This is a genomic window from Streptomyces sp. NBC_01320 (genome assembly GCF_035974375.1).
Classification (GTDB): domain Bacteria; phylum Actinomycetota; class Actinomycetes; order Streptomycetales; family Streptomycetaceae; genus Streptomyces; species Streptomyces yanii.
In genome coordinates this window covers 1948234-1962417 of the sequence record NZ_CP108390.1, presented here as the reverse complement: position 1 = coordinate 1962417, position 14184 = coordinate 1948234, and the positions used below count along the sequence as shown (strand labels likewise).

Below are 14184 nucleotides of genomic sequence, written 5' to 3'. Positions count from 1 at the left end.
TCCCGGCCGCGGGACGTACGCACCCCGGCCGGGAACAGCTATATGTGAAACCGAATCATCAGAGAATCTTCGCAGGCGATACAAGTGAAGCGACCCAAGGATTGATTTAGATGCCGGCACCTACGTTCATCTACATATTGCCCTGGCTCTTGGCGGCAATTCTGCTTATTGCGGCGGAGGTCCGCGACCGCGTGTCCCGCCAGGATCATCCGCAAGACCGCACCCGCAAGCCGCTCGAGATCCGATGGATCTCGGCGAGCATTTTTGTAGGCGGGTCCTTGATCGGATCAATTCTCGGCGGCTTGACCGGTTCCGAATTCCGCACGACATGGGTTGCGCTCTACACGGTCTCTTCTCTCGTCGTGTTCATGGCGCTCACGAGGCTCCTCGGGCGATCGCCAGGGGTGACAGTAAGCGCGATGCTGTCTGTCTGCGCTGCTCTTGCGTCCTTCCTCCTCGTGAGCAGCGTCGCGTGAATACGGCACGCGAGCCGCAGAGTACGTCGCCACCATGACGGCATCGCGCATTCGGCCACTTACTCCCCATCACTCAGCGCCGACGGGACCCAGGCGTCAGAACCGGATTCACACCCTGAACCACCCCGGCGATCGCCCTGTACCTCTCGCCGGAAGCCCCCACCCCTGCCCATGGCGCAAAAGCGGTTCGCGAACAAGGCCAAGCACCGTCGCCACGATCGCGGTGCCGAGGCCGGCGTGCGTCGCGGCGTAACGGAACCACCAGCAGATCGCCGCCCTCGCGGGCACCTCCCGGGAAACCACGACAAAGGTCCTGCGCGACTTCGCCGATCAGCACCTGGTCTGCCTCGCCCGCAGACGGATCACCGTCCTCGATCCCGAGCGGCTCACCGACCACGCGGCCTGACGTCGCCGTGTCCGTAGTCCGGCCTCGCGCTGAGAGCGGTGGGCGGCGGACGCACTCGTACGCCGGCTCCTCCCCTGGAGAGAAGCGACAGCGACGGGATCCGGCGGGAGACGCGATCGGGTACCTGCCGACGGGGGCGCCCGCTGCCCGGTCTGCCGCCACGTGTCCGGTGGCGGCTCCAGCCCCCGCCGGCCGGGCAGCCGTCGCGGTGTGTTATCCGCCCGAGGCCGCGTCCGCGATGTGGTGGCCGGCCTCGGCGAGGCTCTCCGAGACTGCTTCGGTGAACGAGGCGATCGCCTCGTTGTGCCGGCTCGGCACCCACACCACCGAGGTCAGCCACGCGAGCGTGCCCCTCTCCAGCGGCCGCCACACAAGCCCGTCGATCAGCGGTGTCGCCGGGGCCTCGTTGAGGTGGATGCCGCGCCCCGCGAGCACCAGCCCGTGCACGAAGTTGGGATTGCGCGCGTGCCTGATCGATCCGGGGAGGAAACCCTCGTCCCGGCAGATGGTGAGCATGTGGTCGTAGAGGCGCGGCGCCATCGCGCGCGGGAAGATGACCAGTGGTGCCCCGTCGAGATCTCTCAGCCGGACTGAGCCGCCGCCCGCCGCCGCGGCATGGTCCGCCCTCAATACGACGCCCAGTTCGCGCCGCGCCACAGGTCCCGATTCCAGGCCCACCGTGTCCGACGGGTGCCGTACCACCCCGGCATCCAGCTCTCCTTCGCGCAGCCGGGCCAGTTGTTCGTCGGTGGTGAGTTCATGGAGGTCGATCAGCACATCGGGCACCCGGTCGGCAAAACCGGCGGTGAGGGTCCGGAGCACTGTCGGGCCGGTGTCGGGCGGTACGCCGACACGCAGCACACCTGCCTCGCCGGGACGAATCCTGCGCATTGCCTCGCGCGCGGTGTCCACCCCTGCGAGTACCGGCCGCACATGCTCCAGGAGCAGCGCCCCGGCCTCGGTCAGCTGGACGCGGTGCCGCGTCCGGTCGAACAGCCGTATCCCGAGTTCGCGCTCCAGGTCGCGGATGCGCTGGGACAGCGGCGGCTGGGCCATGTGCAGACGTTCCGCCGCCCGGCCGAAATGCAGTTCCTCGGCAAGGACGGCGAAGTAGCGCAGGTGACGGAGCTCCATGAGCGGACCATATCGCTCCGATATCACCGCCAGTCCCAATTGGTGTTGGCCGGATCACATCCCTCCCTGTTTGCATGACTGCTCACGGGAAGCCGACTCGCGGACATCCGCCCGCAACTCCGGCTCCCCGGCGGCCTCGCCGCCTTCTTCCCCTGCCCATCGCGAGAAAGGCATGCCGTCATGCCCGAGAACAGCACCGTCGTCGTCACCCACCACCCGGTGACGGACACGGCCGCCGATGCCTACGTTGCCGAGGTCACTCTCAACCGTCCCGACAAGCTCAACGCCTGGACCGGCGGGATGCGGAGCCGACTTGTCGCGGCGCTCGACGCGCTGGGGGACGACGAGCGCTGTCGCGCGGTCGTTCTCACCGGCGCCGGGCGCGCGTTCTGCGCCGGTCAGGACCTCGCCGAGACCGCGGCGATCGACCCCGACGACCACGCGGCCGCCGAGGCATGGATCGACGACTTCGGCCGCCTCTTCCGCGCCGTACGCGGCTTGGACAAGCCGGTCGTCGCTGCTGTCAACGGTGTGGCAGCGGGCTCGGGTTTCCAGTTCGCCCTGCTCGCCGACTTCCGCATCGGCCACGCCGCCGTCCGGATGGGGCAGCCGGAGGTGCTGTCGGGCATCCCCAGTATCACCGGGATCTGGGCCATGCGGGGCATCCTCGGCCGGGCGAAGACCGCCGAGTTCGCGCTCGGCGGCCGCCTTGTCGACGGCACCGAGGCTGAGCGGCTCGGTCTCCTCACCCGCCTCGTCGCACAGGACGAGGTCAAGGCGGAAGCGCTGGCCGAGGCGGCTCGGCTCGCCGCACTCCCGCCCGGCGCGGTCGCCCTCACCAAGGGACGGCTCCGCGAACTGGACGACGCGGGCCTCGACGACGCGATCGAGGCGGCCAAGAAGGTGCATACCGCCGCCTATGCAACGGGTGAGCCCCAGCGCGAGATGGCCCGTTTCCTGGCCGGCCGCCGCCGCTGAGTCCGCCGTACCCGCGTCCCCGCTTCTCATCCGCAGGAGAGGAACCCCCATGACCACCAGCGTCACGCCGCATACCGGCGCGGCCTCCGACGGCGAGAACGCCTACCGCCGTCTCGTCGAAGAACACCGGTGGACCGTCCCCGACCGGTACAACATGGCCGCCGATGTCGCCGACCGTCATCCCGGCGACCGGCTCGCGCTCGTCTTCGAAGACCACACCGGTCACCGCGAAGAGGTCGTCTGGCAGCAGATCCAGGACCGCTCCCAGCAGGTCGCCGCCCATCTGCACGCGCTCGGCGTACGCAAGGGAGACCGGGTCGCCGTGCTGCTCCCGCAGCGCCCCGACACCCCGGCGACGTACCTCGGCGTCCTGCGCACCGGCGCCGTCCTGGTGACGATGTCGCTGCTGTGGGCCGACGAACCCATCCGCTACCGGCTGGCCGATTCCGGTGCCGCCGTTCTGGTCACCGAGACCTCCGCCGTCGACCGTGCCGCTGGTTTCGGCGGCACGGTCGTGAACGTCGACGACCCGGCGATCAGTGCACTGCCCCCGGTTTACATCACGGCCGACACGGCCCCGGACGACCCGGCGCTGATCTTCTACACCTCGGGCACCACAGGTGCCGCCAAGGGCATCGTGCATGCCCACCGGACCCTGCTGGGGCACAACGAATTCCGTCACTGCCACGATCTGCGACCGGGCGACGTGTTCTACGGAGCCGGGGACTGGGCCTGGTCCATGGCCAAGCTGTTGGGCCCCCTCCGCGCGGGCGCCGTGCACCTCGTGTACCGGCCGGCCAGCGGCTTCGACCCCGTCGGGCTGCTGGCCGCCATGTCCCGTAACAAGGTCACAACGGCCCTGGTCAACCCGACCTTCCTGCGTAAGATGATGCAGGATGTCCCGGATGCGGGCAGTCGTCACCCCCAGTCACTGCGGGTGGTGTGTTCTTCGAACGAGCCGCTCACCCCTGATCTCATCGAGTGGTTCCGTGCCCAGTTCGACGTCACCCTGCTGGACTACTACGGGTCCACCGAGTCCTACCCGCTGCTCGGGAACTTCCCCGGAGTACCGGTCAAGCCCGGCTCGATGGGCCGTCCGCTTCCCGGCTGGGACGTGGCGTTGATGGACGCCGACGGCCACGAGGCGCCGGTCGGGCAGCCGGGCGAGATCTGCCTGCGTGCACGATCCAACCCCCAGTTCCCGCTGGGCTACTGGAACCGTCCCGAAGCATCGGCCGAGTCGTTCGGCGGCACCTGGTACCACACGAAGGACCAGGCCGTCATGGACGAGGACGGGTACTTCTGGTTCCTCGGCCGAACCGACGACGTCATCAAGACGTCCGGCTACCGTGTGGGGCCGTACGAGGTGGAGGCCGTGCTGCGCGGTCACCCCGCGGTCGCCGACGCCGGAGTCGTCGGCGTCCCGGACCCGGTGCGCGGACAGGCCGTCAAGGCCTGGATCGAGCTCAGCTCCGGTTACGAACCGGACGAAGCCCTGGCGCGGGACATCACCCGCTTCGCCCGCGCCGCGCACTCGCATTTCGCCTATCCGCGCCTGATCGAGTTCGTCGGAGAACTTCCCCGCTCAGCCACGGGAAAGATCCAGCGAGCCGCTCTTCGCGCCCGTGACCTCAGCCCCGTCGGCCCCGACGCCGCGGCGCCACCCCGGAAGGACGGACGGACATGACGACCGACAGCGGTGCCCCGGTGTCTCCTCCCCTGCCTGCGACGTCTGCGGTCCCCGAGACCGCCAACACCCCGGGCGTGCGCCGCAAGGTGGCCACCGCGACGGCCATCGGCAACTTCGTGGAGTGGTTCGACTCGGGCGCGTACGCCATCATGTCCGCGACCATCGCCGGGCTCTTCTTCCCTCAGTACGACAAGACCGCGGCCCTCCTCGCCACCTGGGCCGTCTTCGCCGGCGGCTTCATCGCCCGCCCCCTCGGCGCAGCGTTCTTCGGCCGCTACGGCGACCGCATCGGACGCAACCGCATGCTCGCGCTGAGTGTGCTGTGCATGAGCGGTTCGACCCTGCTCATCGGTCTGCTGCCCAGCTACGCGACGCTTGGCATCGCGGCCCCCGTGCTGCTCTTCCTGCTGAGGGCCATGCAGGGCTTCTCCACGGGCGGCGAGTACACCGGGGCCTCGGCGTTCATCATGGAGTACGCCCCCGAGGGCCGCCGGGCACGCTATGCCAGCGTGGTGCCTCTCACCGTCGGATTCGCCTCCGTCGCCGGTGCGTTGACCGGCCTGCTGATCACCTCGTCGCTCGACGAGGCGGCGTTGAACAGCTGGGGCTGGCGCATTCCGTTCCTGCTCGCCGGGCCGCTCGGTCTCATAGGCCTGTACCTTCGCAGTCGTATTCAGGACACCCCGGTCTTCCGGGCCCTGGAGAAGGGCGACGTGGTGCAGGAGGCGCCGCTGCGCGAGGCGTGGCGGGTTTGCCGCCGCCAGGTACTGACCCTGTTCGGCTACAGCATCACCAACGCCGTCGGGTACTACCTGATGAGCAGCTACATGATCGCCTACATGTCCGAAGAGGTCGGGTACACCAAGTCGGAGGCCATGCTCACCAGCATGGTGGCCATGCTCGCGTACAGCCTGGCCTGCCCGGTGATGGCCGCGGCCAGTGACCGGTTCGGCCGCAAACCGATGCTGCTCGTCGCGTGCGGCGGATTCACCGTGGCCACCCTGCCCGCTTTCTGGCTGATCGGTAAGGGGCTGACGGGCGCGATCGCGGGCACGATGGTGCTTGCCGTACTGGTCGCGGTGATCGGCACCTCCAATGTGCCAGCGATGGTCGAGATGTTCCCCGGCCAGCTGCGGGCGAGTGGTTCGGCCATCGGCTACACCGCCGCGTACGTTCTCTTCGGCGGCACCGCCCCCTTCGTCGCGACCGGTCTGGTCTCCCTGGGCGGAACTCCCCTGGCCCCCGGCTTCTACCTGATGGGGCTGGCGCTGGTGTCCGTTCTGGTGGTGCTCTTCTCCTTCCGGGAGACGCTGCGCCTGCCGCTGACACGCACCACCGTGTACGAGGAGTAGCGCCGTCCCGACGAGCGGCGGTGGCCGGCCCGGAGCTCCGGGCCGGCCACCGCAGTGTGTTCCTCGTCTTCGCCGTACGCGGTGATCTCGTGATCGGCGTGGAGCGTTCCTGTTTCGAAGTCGGCCGGCTGAAGGCCAAGGGGAGGGCCGGACAGTCCGGCCCTCCCCTCCCGTGTGTACCGGGAGTTACTCGGTGACCTCGTGGTCGTGGCCCTCGTGCAGGCCACCGCCGCTGCCCGCCGAACCCTTGGTGTTCTGCGGCGCCACCGGCTTGCTCAGAAGGTTGGTGTCCCAGGCGTACTGGCCCACCGCGTTGGCGATGACGTCGACGTTGACGTCGAACGCCTTCATGTTGATGTTTTTCAGGGTGTCGCAAGCGGCGTGGTAGCAGGCGTCGTACGCGACACCGGCCTTACCGCCGTACACCTTTGCCTGCTCGGCCGTCTTGATGCCCTCGGCGCCGGTGAAGGTGCCGCCCGAAGGGATGCCCACCTCGATGAACGGCCCGTAGTCCGACCGGCCGGTGAAGTCGGTGCCCTCGTGCGGGGTGCCCCGGCTGTCCAGGTAGTCGGTGATCTGCCGCTCCAGCTGCGCCGAGCCCTCCGGGCCGGGGCCGGCACCGACCTGGTCGGAGTCGTCGCCGTCGTAGACGAACTGGGCGTAGTTCGGCGAGGCGATCATGTCGAAGTTCAGGTACAGCTTGACCTTCGCAAGGTCTGCCGCCGAGAGGCTGTTGACGTACGCCTCCGAGCCCAGCAGGCCGAACTCCTCAGCCGACCACCAGGCGAAGCGCACCTTGTTCTTGACGTTCTGGTGGGCAAGGTTCAGGGCCACGTCGAGGATGCCGGCGGATCCGGAGCCGTTGTCATTGATGCCCGGGCCGGCCGCCACCGAGTCCAGGTGGGCGCCGAACATCACCACGTTGTCGGCGTCGCCGCCCTTGGTCTCGGCGATCACGTTGTAGGTGTGCCGGGTCTCCGCGAAGGTGCGGATCTCCAGGTTGACGGTCACTGCGCCGGCGGCGGCCTTGGCTGCGAGCGCCTCGCCGTCCGCCTGCGTGACGCCGCCGGCCGGGATCTTGGCGACGGACGGATCTCCCAGGGTGCCGTTGAGCGCGCCCTCGGTGTTGTTGTAGATGATCGCGCCGACCGCGCCCGCACCGGCGGCGGTCTCCTGCTTCTGCGCAAAGGTGCAGCCGCCGCGCTTGATCAGCGCGATCTTGCCCGTGAACGTCCCGGGGGTGTAGTCCTCCGGCTCGCAGCCGGTGGTGGCGTTGACCGGCACCACCGCGACCGGGGCGGTGATGCCGCCGACCGGGCTGCTGGCGGAGTACGTCATGGCGATCAACGGAACGTCCTGCTGCTGCGGCGACACCACCCGCAGGCTCTGCGCCAGCGTCTCGGTGAACGGGTAGTCGAACTCGTTCCGGGTCACCGAGTACCCGGCCTTCCTCAGCAGGCCTTCGACGTACTCGGCCGACTGCCGGTGCCCCTCCGACCCGGCCACCCGGGTGTTCCCGTTCTTGTCAGCGATCCGCTGGAACTGCTTCAGATGCTCGTAGGCATCCTCGGCGTTGCTCTTCTTGACGAGCTTCTTTGCGAGCTTGGCAGCCTCCTTGGCAGGGTCGCTGTGGGCGGAGGCGGTGCCCGATCCGATCAGCAGCAGCGGCGCTATGAGCCCTGCGACGGATACGGCGGCTACCGTGGTGCGGCGGTTCCGAGCGTTCAAAGCGCTTCCTTCCGGCGGTCCATGAGACATGGGCGTAATGGCCGAAAACCGGCCGAACGACGTACGGCGGTACTCCGGGGCAGGCAGGGACGGCCGGATCGCTCCGCCCCCTGTCACCGGCAAGAAGAAAGGTATCTGCTCAGTAAACGCTTGGTAATGGGTTGACAGGAATCTTCCGCGCCGACGCCACCCGTGCGCGGGTGCCGAGCGCACCGATCGGATTCTGAACCAACCGAAGTTGACTGGAAGTCACCGGTGCTGACTAGCGCCGTGACCGGCCATGTTTGCCCCGGAGGGAGCGTCGTCCGGTGCGCGATCGCAAGGCGGCCTGAAGTCCTTGGATGGGGTCTCCCCTGCTCGAACGGAGTTGAGAGCTTGGGGAAGATCTACCAGGGCTTTTGGCCGATGCGGAAGGGGGTCCCCCTGGCCCTTAAGGTCTTGGGGGAGGGCGTGTTGGGCGGCGCGACGGGGTAAGGCTTGCCGGGGGCACTGGAGTCCAGGGCGTGTCGAAGGTGGATGTCGGCCGCTTTCCGGAGCGACTGGGTGTCGCGGCTCCCGACGCGCCGTCAGCGGCGGGCTGCGGGCGCCGCACACGTCAGCGGGGAACCGCAGATAGGCGCTGTGAACCCGCTCCGACCAGCCCCCGCACCCAGCATGGTCGGCCCCGGCTATCGTGCACTGGGCCTCGATCCGTATCGCCTCATTGCTCACGCCGACCGACAGCGCCGCGATGTCCCGGGCCGACGAGAACAGCAGCTCTTCCAACCGGAGCACCTCTCGCATTGCACCTGCCGCTGCGGAACGGGCAGGCCAAGGCGTTGCTAATACCGGGTGCGCTCAAACGGGCGATGCTGGGACACTCCCAGCATGCCGAAGGTTGAAGCCTCGCCCGCAGTGTCCATCGAGTACGAGACTTTCGGTGATCCCTCTGATCCGGCTGTCCTGCTCGTGATGGGCTTCAGTGCCCAGATGATCGCCTGGCACAAGAACTTCTGTCATGCACTCGCAGAACGTGGACGCTACGTGATCCGGTACGACAACCGCGACTGCGGGCTGTCCACCAAGCTCGACGATCACCCCGTCGGCATGGGCCGGTTCATCAACGCTGTGAGCTCGGGAGATATCTCGTCCGCCCTCTCGATGGTGCCCTACACACTGCAGGACATGGCCGACGACGGCCTCGGGTTGCTCACCGCGCTCGGAATTGAACGAGCTCACGTGGTCGGATCCTCGATGGGCGGCATGATCGCCCAGACGATGGCTATCAGCCGGCCGGCGCGAGTGCTGACCCTGACGTCGATGATGTCCTCGACCGGCGAGCCCGACTATGGCCAGCCCAGCGCCGAGGCCCAAGCAGTGCTCTTCACCCCGAAGCCGCCAGATCGCGAGGGGTACATCGCAGCGGCGGAAAGCGAACTGGTGTGGTCTTCCAAGCGTTATGGCAACCCCGCACTCCTTCGTGAGCTGGCTGCCGAAAGTTACGACCGCGCTTACTACCCAGCCGGAGTCGGGCGGCAACTCGGAGCAATGATCCTCGGTGGCTCACGCGCTGACGCACTCCGCAGGCTTCGAGTACCGACCTTGGTGATTCATGGTCTGGATGACACGCTGATCGACCCCAGTGGCGGGAAGCGCACCGCCGACCTGGTGCCCGGAGCGAGGCTCTTGCTGCTTCCAGGAATGGGACACGACCGCCCCCGCGAACTCTGGCGCGAGATCATCGACGCCTTGGACGCGCACACCCGCTGAGTGCTCGCTCTCGTAGGCCGAGGCTGCGTCGTCACGCGGTGATGTCAGCGTCGGCGCCGACGGTGGATTCTTTCCAGGACCTTGCGGTAGCCCGGCCGGTTACCGTTCGGCTTGAGGCAGCCGGGGCTGGCGAAGGTCTGGCTGCGTTCGCTTTCCTCGGCGAGGGACCAGTGCTCATCCAACCGCGTGCGCGATACGTTCGCGAAGATCGATAGCAGTAGCACTCCGGTGTATGGCAGTGCTTCGTCGTGCAACTCAGTGAGATGGTCTCCGACCCTGGGTGAATTGATCGTTCCGAACAGGTCAAGGGCATGGATCGTCTCCTGGCGGGCGCCTTCGAGTTCTCCGACTGTTCAGATGGGTTCGGTGGGCTTGATCCGCTTTGACGGACATCTGAGATCAGGGGTTCTGCCCCGGAAGGATGTCCATCATGGAGAGCATGGGGAAGAAGAAGCCTCGGCCTCGCCGTTCGTGGCGCACCGCTCCGGATCCGCAGTCAGCCACTGCCAGGCCTCGACCGGCTCCGCGTGCTGTGCCTTTGCCTGCCGCCACAATTCCAGGAGCGGGCCGCGCACATACGGGTGGCGGATTCGGGTGGGCGAGTAGGTGTACCAGGAGAACGACGCGCCGGGCAGCCCCGCGGCTCGTACTCCGGGGGGTCGGGCCCGGCCGAAGGGTTGTGAGCTGCTGTCGGTTTGCTGAGTCGAAGTGAGTGGTGGTGAGCAGGAGTGAGTCCTGGCGGTGCATTCGCGGGGGTGGGAACGGGGGTTCTGGGGCCGAATGGGTGACCTTGGTGGCTGCTGCTCGTTGGGTCTGGTGGCAGGTGTCCGGCCGGGGAGGGGGTGATGTGGTGGGTGGTCTGCGGAAGTTGGCCGTGTCCTTCGTGGTGCCCGGGCCTTGCGGGGTGGCGGTCCGGGATCGTCTGGGGCACCTGACCGTCGAGGACGAGAGGGTGCTGCGTGCTGTCGGTGCGCATCAAGGCGCGCTGGCTTCCGGTGATCTCAAGGCCCGCTGTGCGGATGGTCTGGAGCACGGTGCGGAGACCTGGGCGGCGCGTAAGCGGGAGCTGACCGGGGTGTCGTCGTCGCGGATCGCGGGGGCGATCACGAAGGCCACGCACGGTCAGTGGGCGCTCGCGCGCCGTTGCCAGGCGGCGCACATCCAGAAGCTGGCGGCCGGGATCAGGACGTTGCGGCACCGCCTGTCCCTCCCGCTCGGGGAGCCCGGAACGAGGCGGGCCGCGGGCGGCTACCGTTCCAAGGGCGAGTGGTTCCGCAAGTCCCGCCGCCTTGCGATGCTGGAAGCGCGGCACACGGCGGCTGTCGCCGACTGGGAGGCCGGGCGGGTCCGGGTCGTACGGGGCGGTAAGCGTCTCCTCAACACCCGCCACCACCTCACCGAGGCCCAGCTCACCGAAGGCCAATGGCGGCAACGGTGGGAGGCGGGACGCTGGTTCATCGCTGCTGATGGTGAGTCGGGGAAGCGGTTCGGGAACGAGACGATCCGCGTCACCGACACTGGTGAGGTCAGCATCACTGCCCGAGGTTGTCAATTCCTTTGTGTAAGTCGTGGTGTGGGTTTGCTGGTCGGGATGCCGTTGGTGGTTACTTTTGGTGATCTTGTGGGGTCAGAGGGGGAGGCGGTCGGGGAAGGCGAGCATGAAGTGGTTCATGGCGCGTTTCCAGCCGAGGGTGCCGGTGCCACGGGTGCGGCCTTGCGGGATGGGGCCGTCGCCGTCGATGTGGCGGCCTCCGATGCGGCGGATGCCGAGGTAGAGGAGCTTGATAGCGGCCTCGTCGCTGGGGAAGTGGCCGCGGTTCTTGGTGATTTTCCTCAGCTGGTAGTTCAGGGACTCGATCGCGTTGGTGGTGTAGATCACCCGGCGTATCTCGCGGTCGAAGGCGAGGAAGGGGATGAACTCCTCCCACGCGCGTTCCCAACTGGCTATCAGACCAGGGTAGTTCTTGCCATACTCGTCCCGGAGCTGGTCCAGGGCGCTCAACGCCTCGGACTCGATGGCCGCACCGTAGATCGGCTTGAGGGCGGCGGCGACCTTCTTGCGGTCGGTGTAGGTGACGTATTTCATCGACGAGCGGATCAGATGGGTCACGCAGGTCTGGATGATGGCCTTGTCCCAGACCGTGCTGATGGCCTCCGGCAGCCCCGTCAGACCGTCACAGCACACGATCAGGGCGTCTTTGAGGCCCCGGTTCTTCAGCTGGGTGAGCACGTTCAGCCAGAACTTCGCGCCCTCGTTGTCCTGCAGCCAGATCCCCAGAACGTTCTTGATGCCGTCGACATCGACCCCGATCACGAGGTGAGCGGCCTTGCTGGTGACCATGCCGCCGTCACGGACCTTCACCCGCAACGCGTCGATGTAGAGGATCGGGTAGACCTGGCGGTTTCTAGCGGTGATTGCGAATCACGGAAATTGTGATGCTATGCCCCAGTCTTGCATGACCTCGGACGGAGTACGGTCTCCCAGGACCATTCGGGGGCGGTCGTTGAGCTGACGGGCCACGGCCGTCAGGTTGCGCAGGGAGTGGACCGTAACGGCGTGGTGTACGACAGCGGTTTCGGCTGGTCGGGAACGTGAGGAGAGCCGTACGGGTTGGGATGGTTGTGAAGCGATCCTTGGCCCGTACGGCTCTCTCGCATCGTATCTGCACGGGCATCTCGAGGCGTCGACTCGGGGCGCTCATCGCCGAGTTGGCCAGCCCGTGGATGGCGCGGGAAGAGTCCCGGCTGGGCGAACGCCGAGGCCATGAGCGTCTGCGCGCCGAAGGTGGCGGACCCAGCCATCAACTGGTCTTCACCGACCGGGTGATCGCGACCCTGGTGATCCTGCGGTTCCAGCTTCCGCACGCCGCCCTCGCCGTCTTCTACGGCGTGGACCGCTCCACCGTCACGCGGGCCGTCCATGAGATCCGTCCGCTCCTGGCGGCGCGGGGCTTCGCGGTCCCCGGCGAGGCGGGACTGCGTCTGCACACGCTGGCCGATGTCTTCGCCTACGCCACCGCGAAGGGTGTTGAGCTGCGCCTGGACGGCACCGAGGTTCGGGTCCGGCGTCCGAAGGCGCGCCGCCCCGGCCGGCGTGCGTTCGTGTCCGGCAAGATGCGGCAGAACACCAAGAAGGCCACCGTCATCACCGACGGACAGGGCCGCACTCTGTGGACCGGCGCGGTCCGGCCGGGCCGTATGCATGATCAGACGGCGGTCAAGACCGAGGGGATCGAGGCCCTCTTCGAGCAGTACCCGCAGGTCAAGGCCAAGGTGGATGCCGGATACCGGGGCCTGGCCAAACGGTTTCCCGGCCAGGTCCAGGCGCCGCCGAAGAAGCCCGCCAAGGACGCGTCGGCCGCGGAGGTGACCGTCTGGGAGGAGGCCCGCAAGAAGCAATCCTCGGAGCGGATATGCGTCGAGCACGCCAACGCCGAGCACAAGCAGTGGAGGCCCCTCCAGCGGTACCTCGGCCGCCGTGAGTACTACACCGAGACCCATCTGGCCATCGCCGGCCTCGTCTCCGACCGCACCGCAGAGCGGTAATCACCCATCAGCCAACCCGCCAGGCCAACACGCCCCAACCTCAGTCGCGCACGACACCGTAAGGTCGGTGCCCTTAGGGAAGTACTGCCGCAGCAGCCCGTTGATGTTCTCGTTGGTGCCGCGCTGCCAGGGAGAATGAGGATCGCAGAAATAGATCCGGAAGCCGGACAGGGCCTCTATCTCTTCATGGAGGACGAGCTCGCGCCCCTGGTCCCAGGTCAGGGTCCGCCGCAACGCTGGTGGCAGATCGGCGGTCTGCGAGACCAGGGCGTCGCGCATCGGCTGGGCCTTCCAGCCGTGCGGCAGGTGGATCAGGCGAACGAAGCGGGTCGTGCGGTCGACGAGGGTGCCTATAGCGGACCGCTGAGCGCGTCCGATGATGAGGTCTCCCTCCCAATCGCCGGGCGTTTCACGATCGTTGACCGTGGCGGGTCGGTCATGGACGAGCGTCATGTTCTTGATCTTGTTGGGTGAGACGACGCCACGGCGTTGCCGCTTGCGGCGGGTGCGTCCGGTGCGCAGTCGGCCCTCACGCTTGCCCAGAAGGCCAGCGAACAGGCCACGGTAGATCGTCTCCGGACAGGCCCGCATGCGAGGGTTGTTCGGGTGCTCGCGTGCGAGGTGTCGAGCAATCTGCTGCGGGGACCACTTCTCGTCGAGCTTCTCGCGCACTGCCGCGCGCAGGGGTCCGTGGTCGCGGAGTTTCTCTTCTTTGGGGCGTTGGCGACGCAGGAGCGCCTGGTTGTGTGCCCACCAGGGTTCGTACTCCCCGTTCTCCTTCCGGCCGCGTCCGATCTCCCGGTAGACCGTCGAAACGCTCTTGCCGATCTCGGCGGCGATGACGACCGGGCTCCGCCCGGCGCGCAGGCCGTCGGCGATGGCGATCCGGTCGTCCTGGGTCAGGAAGCGTGGCGAGATGGGAGGGTCAGGAATAATCATGCTTCCAGCATCGATGAACCAGTTGGACCCGCAGCTCACCGATACGCCCACTTGGCGGGCGGCCGCTGCCCCCTTCAGGCCCTTGCGCCGCAGCTCGAAGTACCGCCGTCTGGCCGACGACGGCATGCGATTGGCTCCTCCACGAGGCATGCGAACCATCTCCCCTCGGACGTTCGCAACCACCGA

9 protein-coding genes and 4 pseudogenes are annotated in these 14184 nt (G+C 67.6%); 8 read left to right on the top strand and 5 right to left on the bottom strand.

Annotated elements, in window-relative coordinates; all coding sequences use genetic code 11:
* The first annotated feature begins 110 nt into the window (after nt 1–110).
* Together OG395_RS09445 and OG395_RS09440 are read left to right on the top strand one after the other, a co-directional pair.
* Nucleotides 111–476 carry a hypothetical protein gene (locus OG395_RS09445; protein WP_327242472.1) on the top strand — a complete coding sequence of 122 codons (366 nt, stop codon included), beginning with the start codon at nt 111–113 and terminating at the stop codon, nt 474–476.
* Between the two features lie 268 nt (nt 477–744).
* Nucleotides 745–882, top strand: coding sequence for a helix-turn-helix domain-containing protein (locus OG395_RS09440; protein WP_327249291.1), 138 nt, complete (start codon nt 745–747; stop codon nt 880–882).
* A gap of 213 nt (nt 883–1095) precedes the next feature.
* Here the strand turns inward: OG395_RS09440 and OG395_RS09435 are convergent, their stop codons facing one another.
* Complete coding sequence (locus tag OG395_RS09435) at nt 1096–2016, bottom strand: LysR family transcriptional regulator (protein ID WP_327242471.1); 921 nt, start codon at nt 2014–2016, stop codon at nt 1096–1098.
* Nucleotides 2017–2196: 180 nt separating this feature from the next.
* Between OG395_RS09435 and OG395_RS09430 the strand changes: the two genes are divergently transcribed.
* The 3 genes from OG395_RS09430 to OG395_RS09420 are packed head-to-tail and all read left to right on the top strand — an operon-like array spanning nt 2197 to nt 6036.
* Nucleotides 2197–2994, top strand: coding sequence for an enoyl-CoA hydratase/isomerase family protein (locus OG395_RS09430; RefSeq protein WP_327242470.1), 798 nt, complete (start codon nt 2197–2199; stop codon nt 2992–2994).
* A 49-nt stretch (nt 2995–3043) separates the two neighbouring features.
* Nucleotides 3044–4681 (top strand): acyl-CoA synthetase, encoded by a 1638-nt coding sequence (locus tag OG395_RS09425; protein ID WP_327242469.1) that lies wholly within the window; start codon nt 3044–3046, stop codon nt 4679–4681.
* On the top strand, nt 4678–6036 hold the full coding sequence (locus OG395_RS09420) for an MFS transporter (RefSeq protein ID WP_327242468.1): 1359 nt from the start codon (nt 4678–4680) through the stop codon (nt 6034–6036). The genes OG395_RS09425 and OG395_RS09420 overlap by 4 nt, the downstream gene beginning before the upstream one ends.
* A gap of 186 nt (nt 6037–6222) precedes the next feature.
* Here the strand turns inward: OG395_RS09420 and OG395_RS09415 are convergent, their stop codons facing one another.
* Nucleotides 6223–7764 carry a M28 family metallopeptidase gene (locus tag OG395_RS09415; protein WP_327242467.1) on the bottom strand — a complete coding sequence of 514 codons (1542 nt, stop codon included), beginning with the start codon at nt 7762–7764 and terminating at the stop codon, nt 6223–6225.
* Between the two features lie 867 nt (nt 7765–8631).
* Here OG395_RS09415 and OG395_RS09410 point away from each other — a divergent pair.
* A complete protein-coding gene (locus OG395_RS09410; RefSeq protein WP_327242466.1) occupies nt 8632–9513 on the top strand; it encodes an alpha/beta fold hydrolase in 882 nt (293 codons plus the stop codon).
* Between the two features lie 479 nt (nt 9514–9992).
* Here the strand turns inward: OG395_RS09410 and OG395_RS09405 are convergent.
* Nucleotides 9993–10201: pseudogene (locus OG395_RS09405) on the bottom strand (hypothetical protein); the annotation flags it as partial.
* Nucleotides 10202–10363: 162 nt separating this feature from the next.
* On the opposite strand from OG395_RS09405, the pseudogene OG395_RS09400 reads away from it, so the two are divergent.
* Nucleotides 10364–11047: pseudogene (locus tag OG395_RS09400) on the top strand (IS200/IS605 family accessory protein TnpB-related protein); the annotation flags it as partial.
* Between the two features lie 93 nt (nt 11048–11140).
* Here the strand turns inward: OG395_RS09400 and OG395_RS09395 are convergent.
* Nucleotides 11141–11908, bottom strand: a pseudogene (locus tag OG395_RS09395) (IS256 family transposase); the annotation flags it as partial.
* A gap of 221 nt (nt 11909–12129) precedes the next feature.
* On the opposite strand from OG395_RS09395, the gene OG395_RS09390 reads away from it, so the two are divergent.
* Nucleotides 12130–13059: a transposase family protein gene (locus tag OG395_RS09390; protein ID WP_327241440.1), complete on the top strand. Its 930-nt coding sequence runs from the start codon at nt 12130–12132 to the stop codon at nt 13057–13059.
* 54 nt (nt 13060–13113) lie between these two features.
* Here the strand turns inward: OG395_RS09390 and OG395_RS09385 are convergent.
* A pseudogene (locus OG395_RS09385) lies at nt 13114–14148 on the bottom strand (IS30 family transposase); the annotation flags it as partial.
* Nucleotides 14149–14184 lie beyond the last annotated feature (36 nt).

Coding starts and splice junctions, on each gene's coding strand:
- OG395_RS09445 (WP_327242472.1), top strand. CDS start 111: ATGCCGGCACCTACGTTCATCTACATATTGCCCTGGCTCTTGGCGGCA.
- OG395_RS09435 (WP_327242471.1), bottom strand. CDS start 2,016: ATGGAGCTCCGTCACCTGCGCTACTTCGCCGTCCTTGCCGAGGAACTG.
- OG395_RS09430 (WP_327242470.1), top strand. CDS start 2,197: ATGCCCGAGAACAGCACCGTCGTCGTCACCCACCACCCGGTGACGGAC.
- OG395_RS09425 (WP_327242469.1), top strand. CDS start 3,044: ATGACCACCAGCGTCACGCCGCATACCGGCGCGGCCTCCGACGGCGAG.
- OG395_RS09420 (WP_327242468.1), top strand. CDS start 4,678: ATGACGACCGACAGCGGTGCCCCGGTGTCTCCTCCCCTGCCTGCGACG.
- OG395_RS09410 (WP_327242466.1), top strand. CDS start 8,632: ATGCCGAAGGTTGAAGCCTCGCCCGCAGTGTCCATCGAGTACGAGACT.
- OG395_RS09390 (WP_327241440.1), top strand. CDS start 12,130: ATGGTTGTGAAGCGATCCTTGGCCCGTACGGCTCTCTCGCATCGTATC.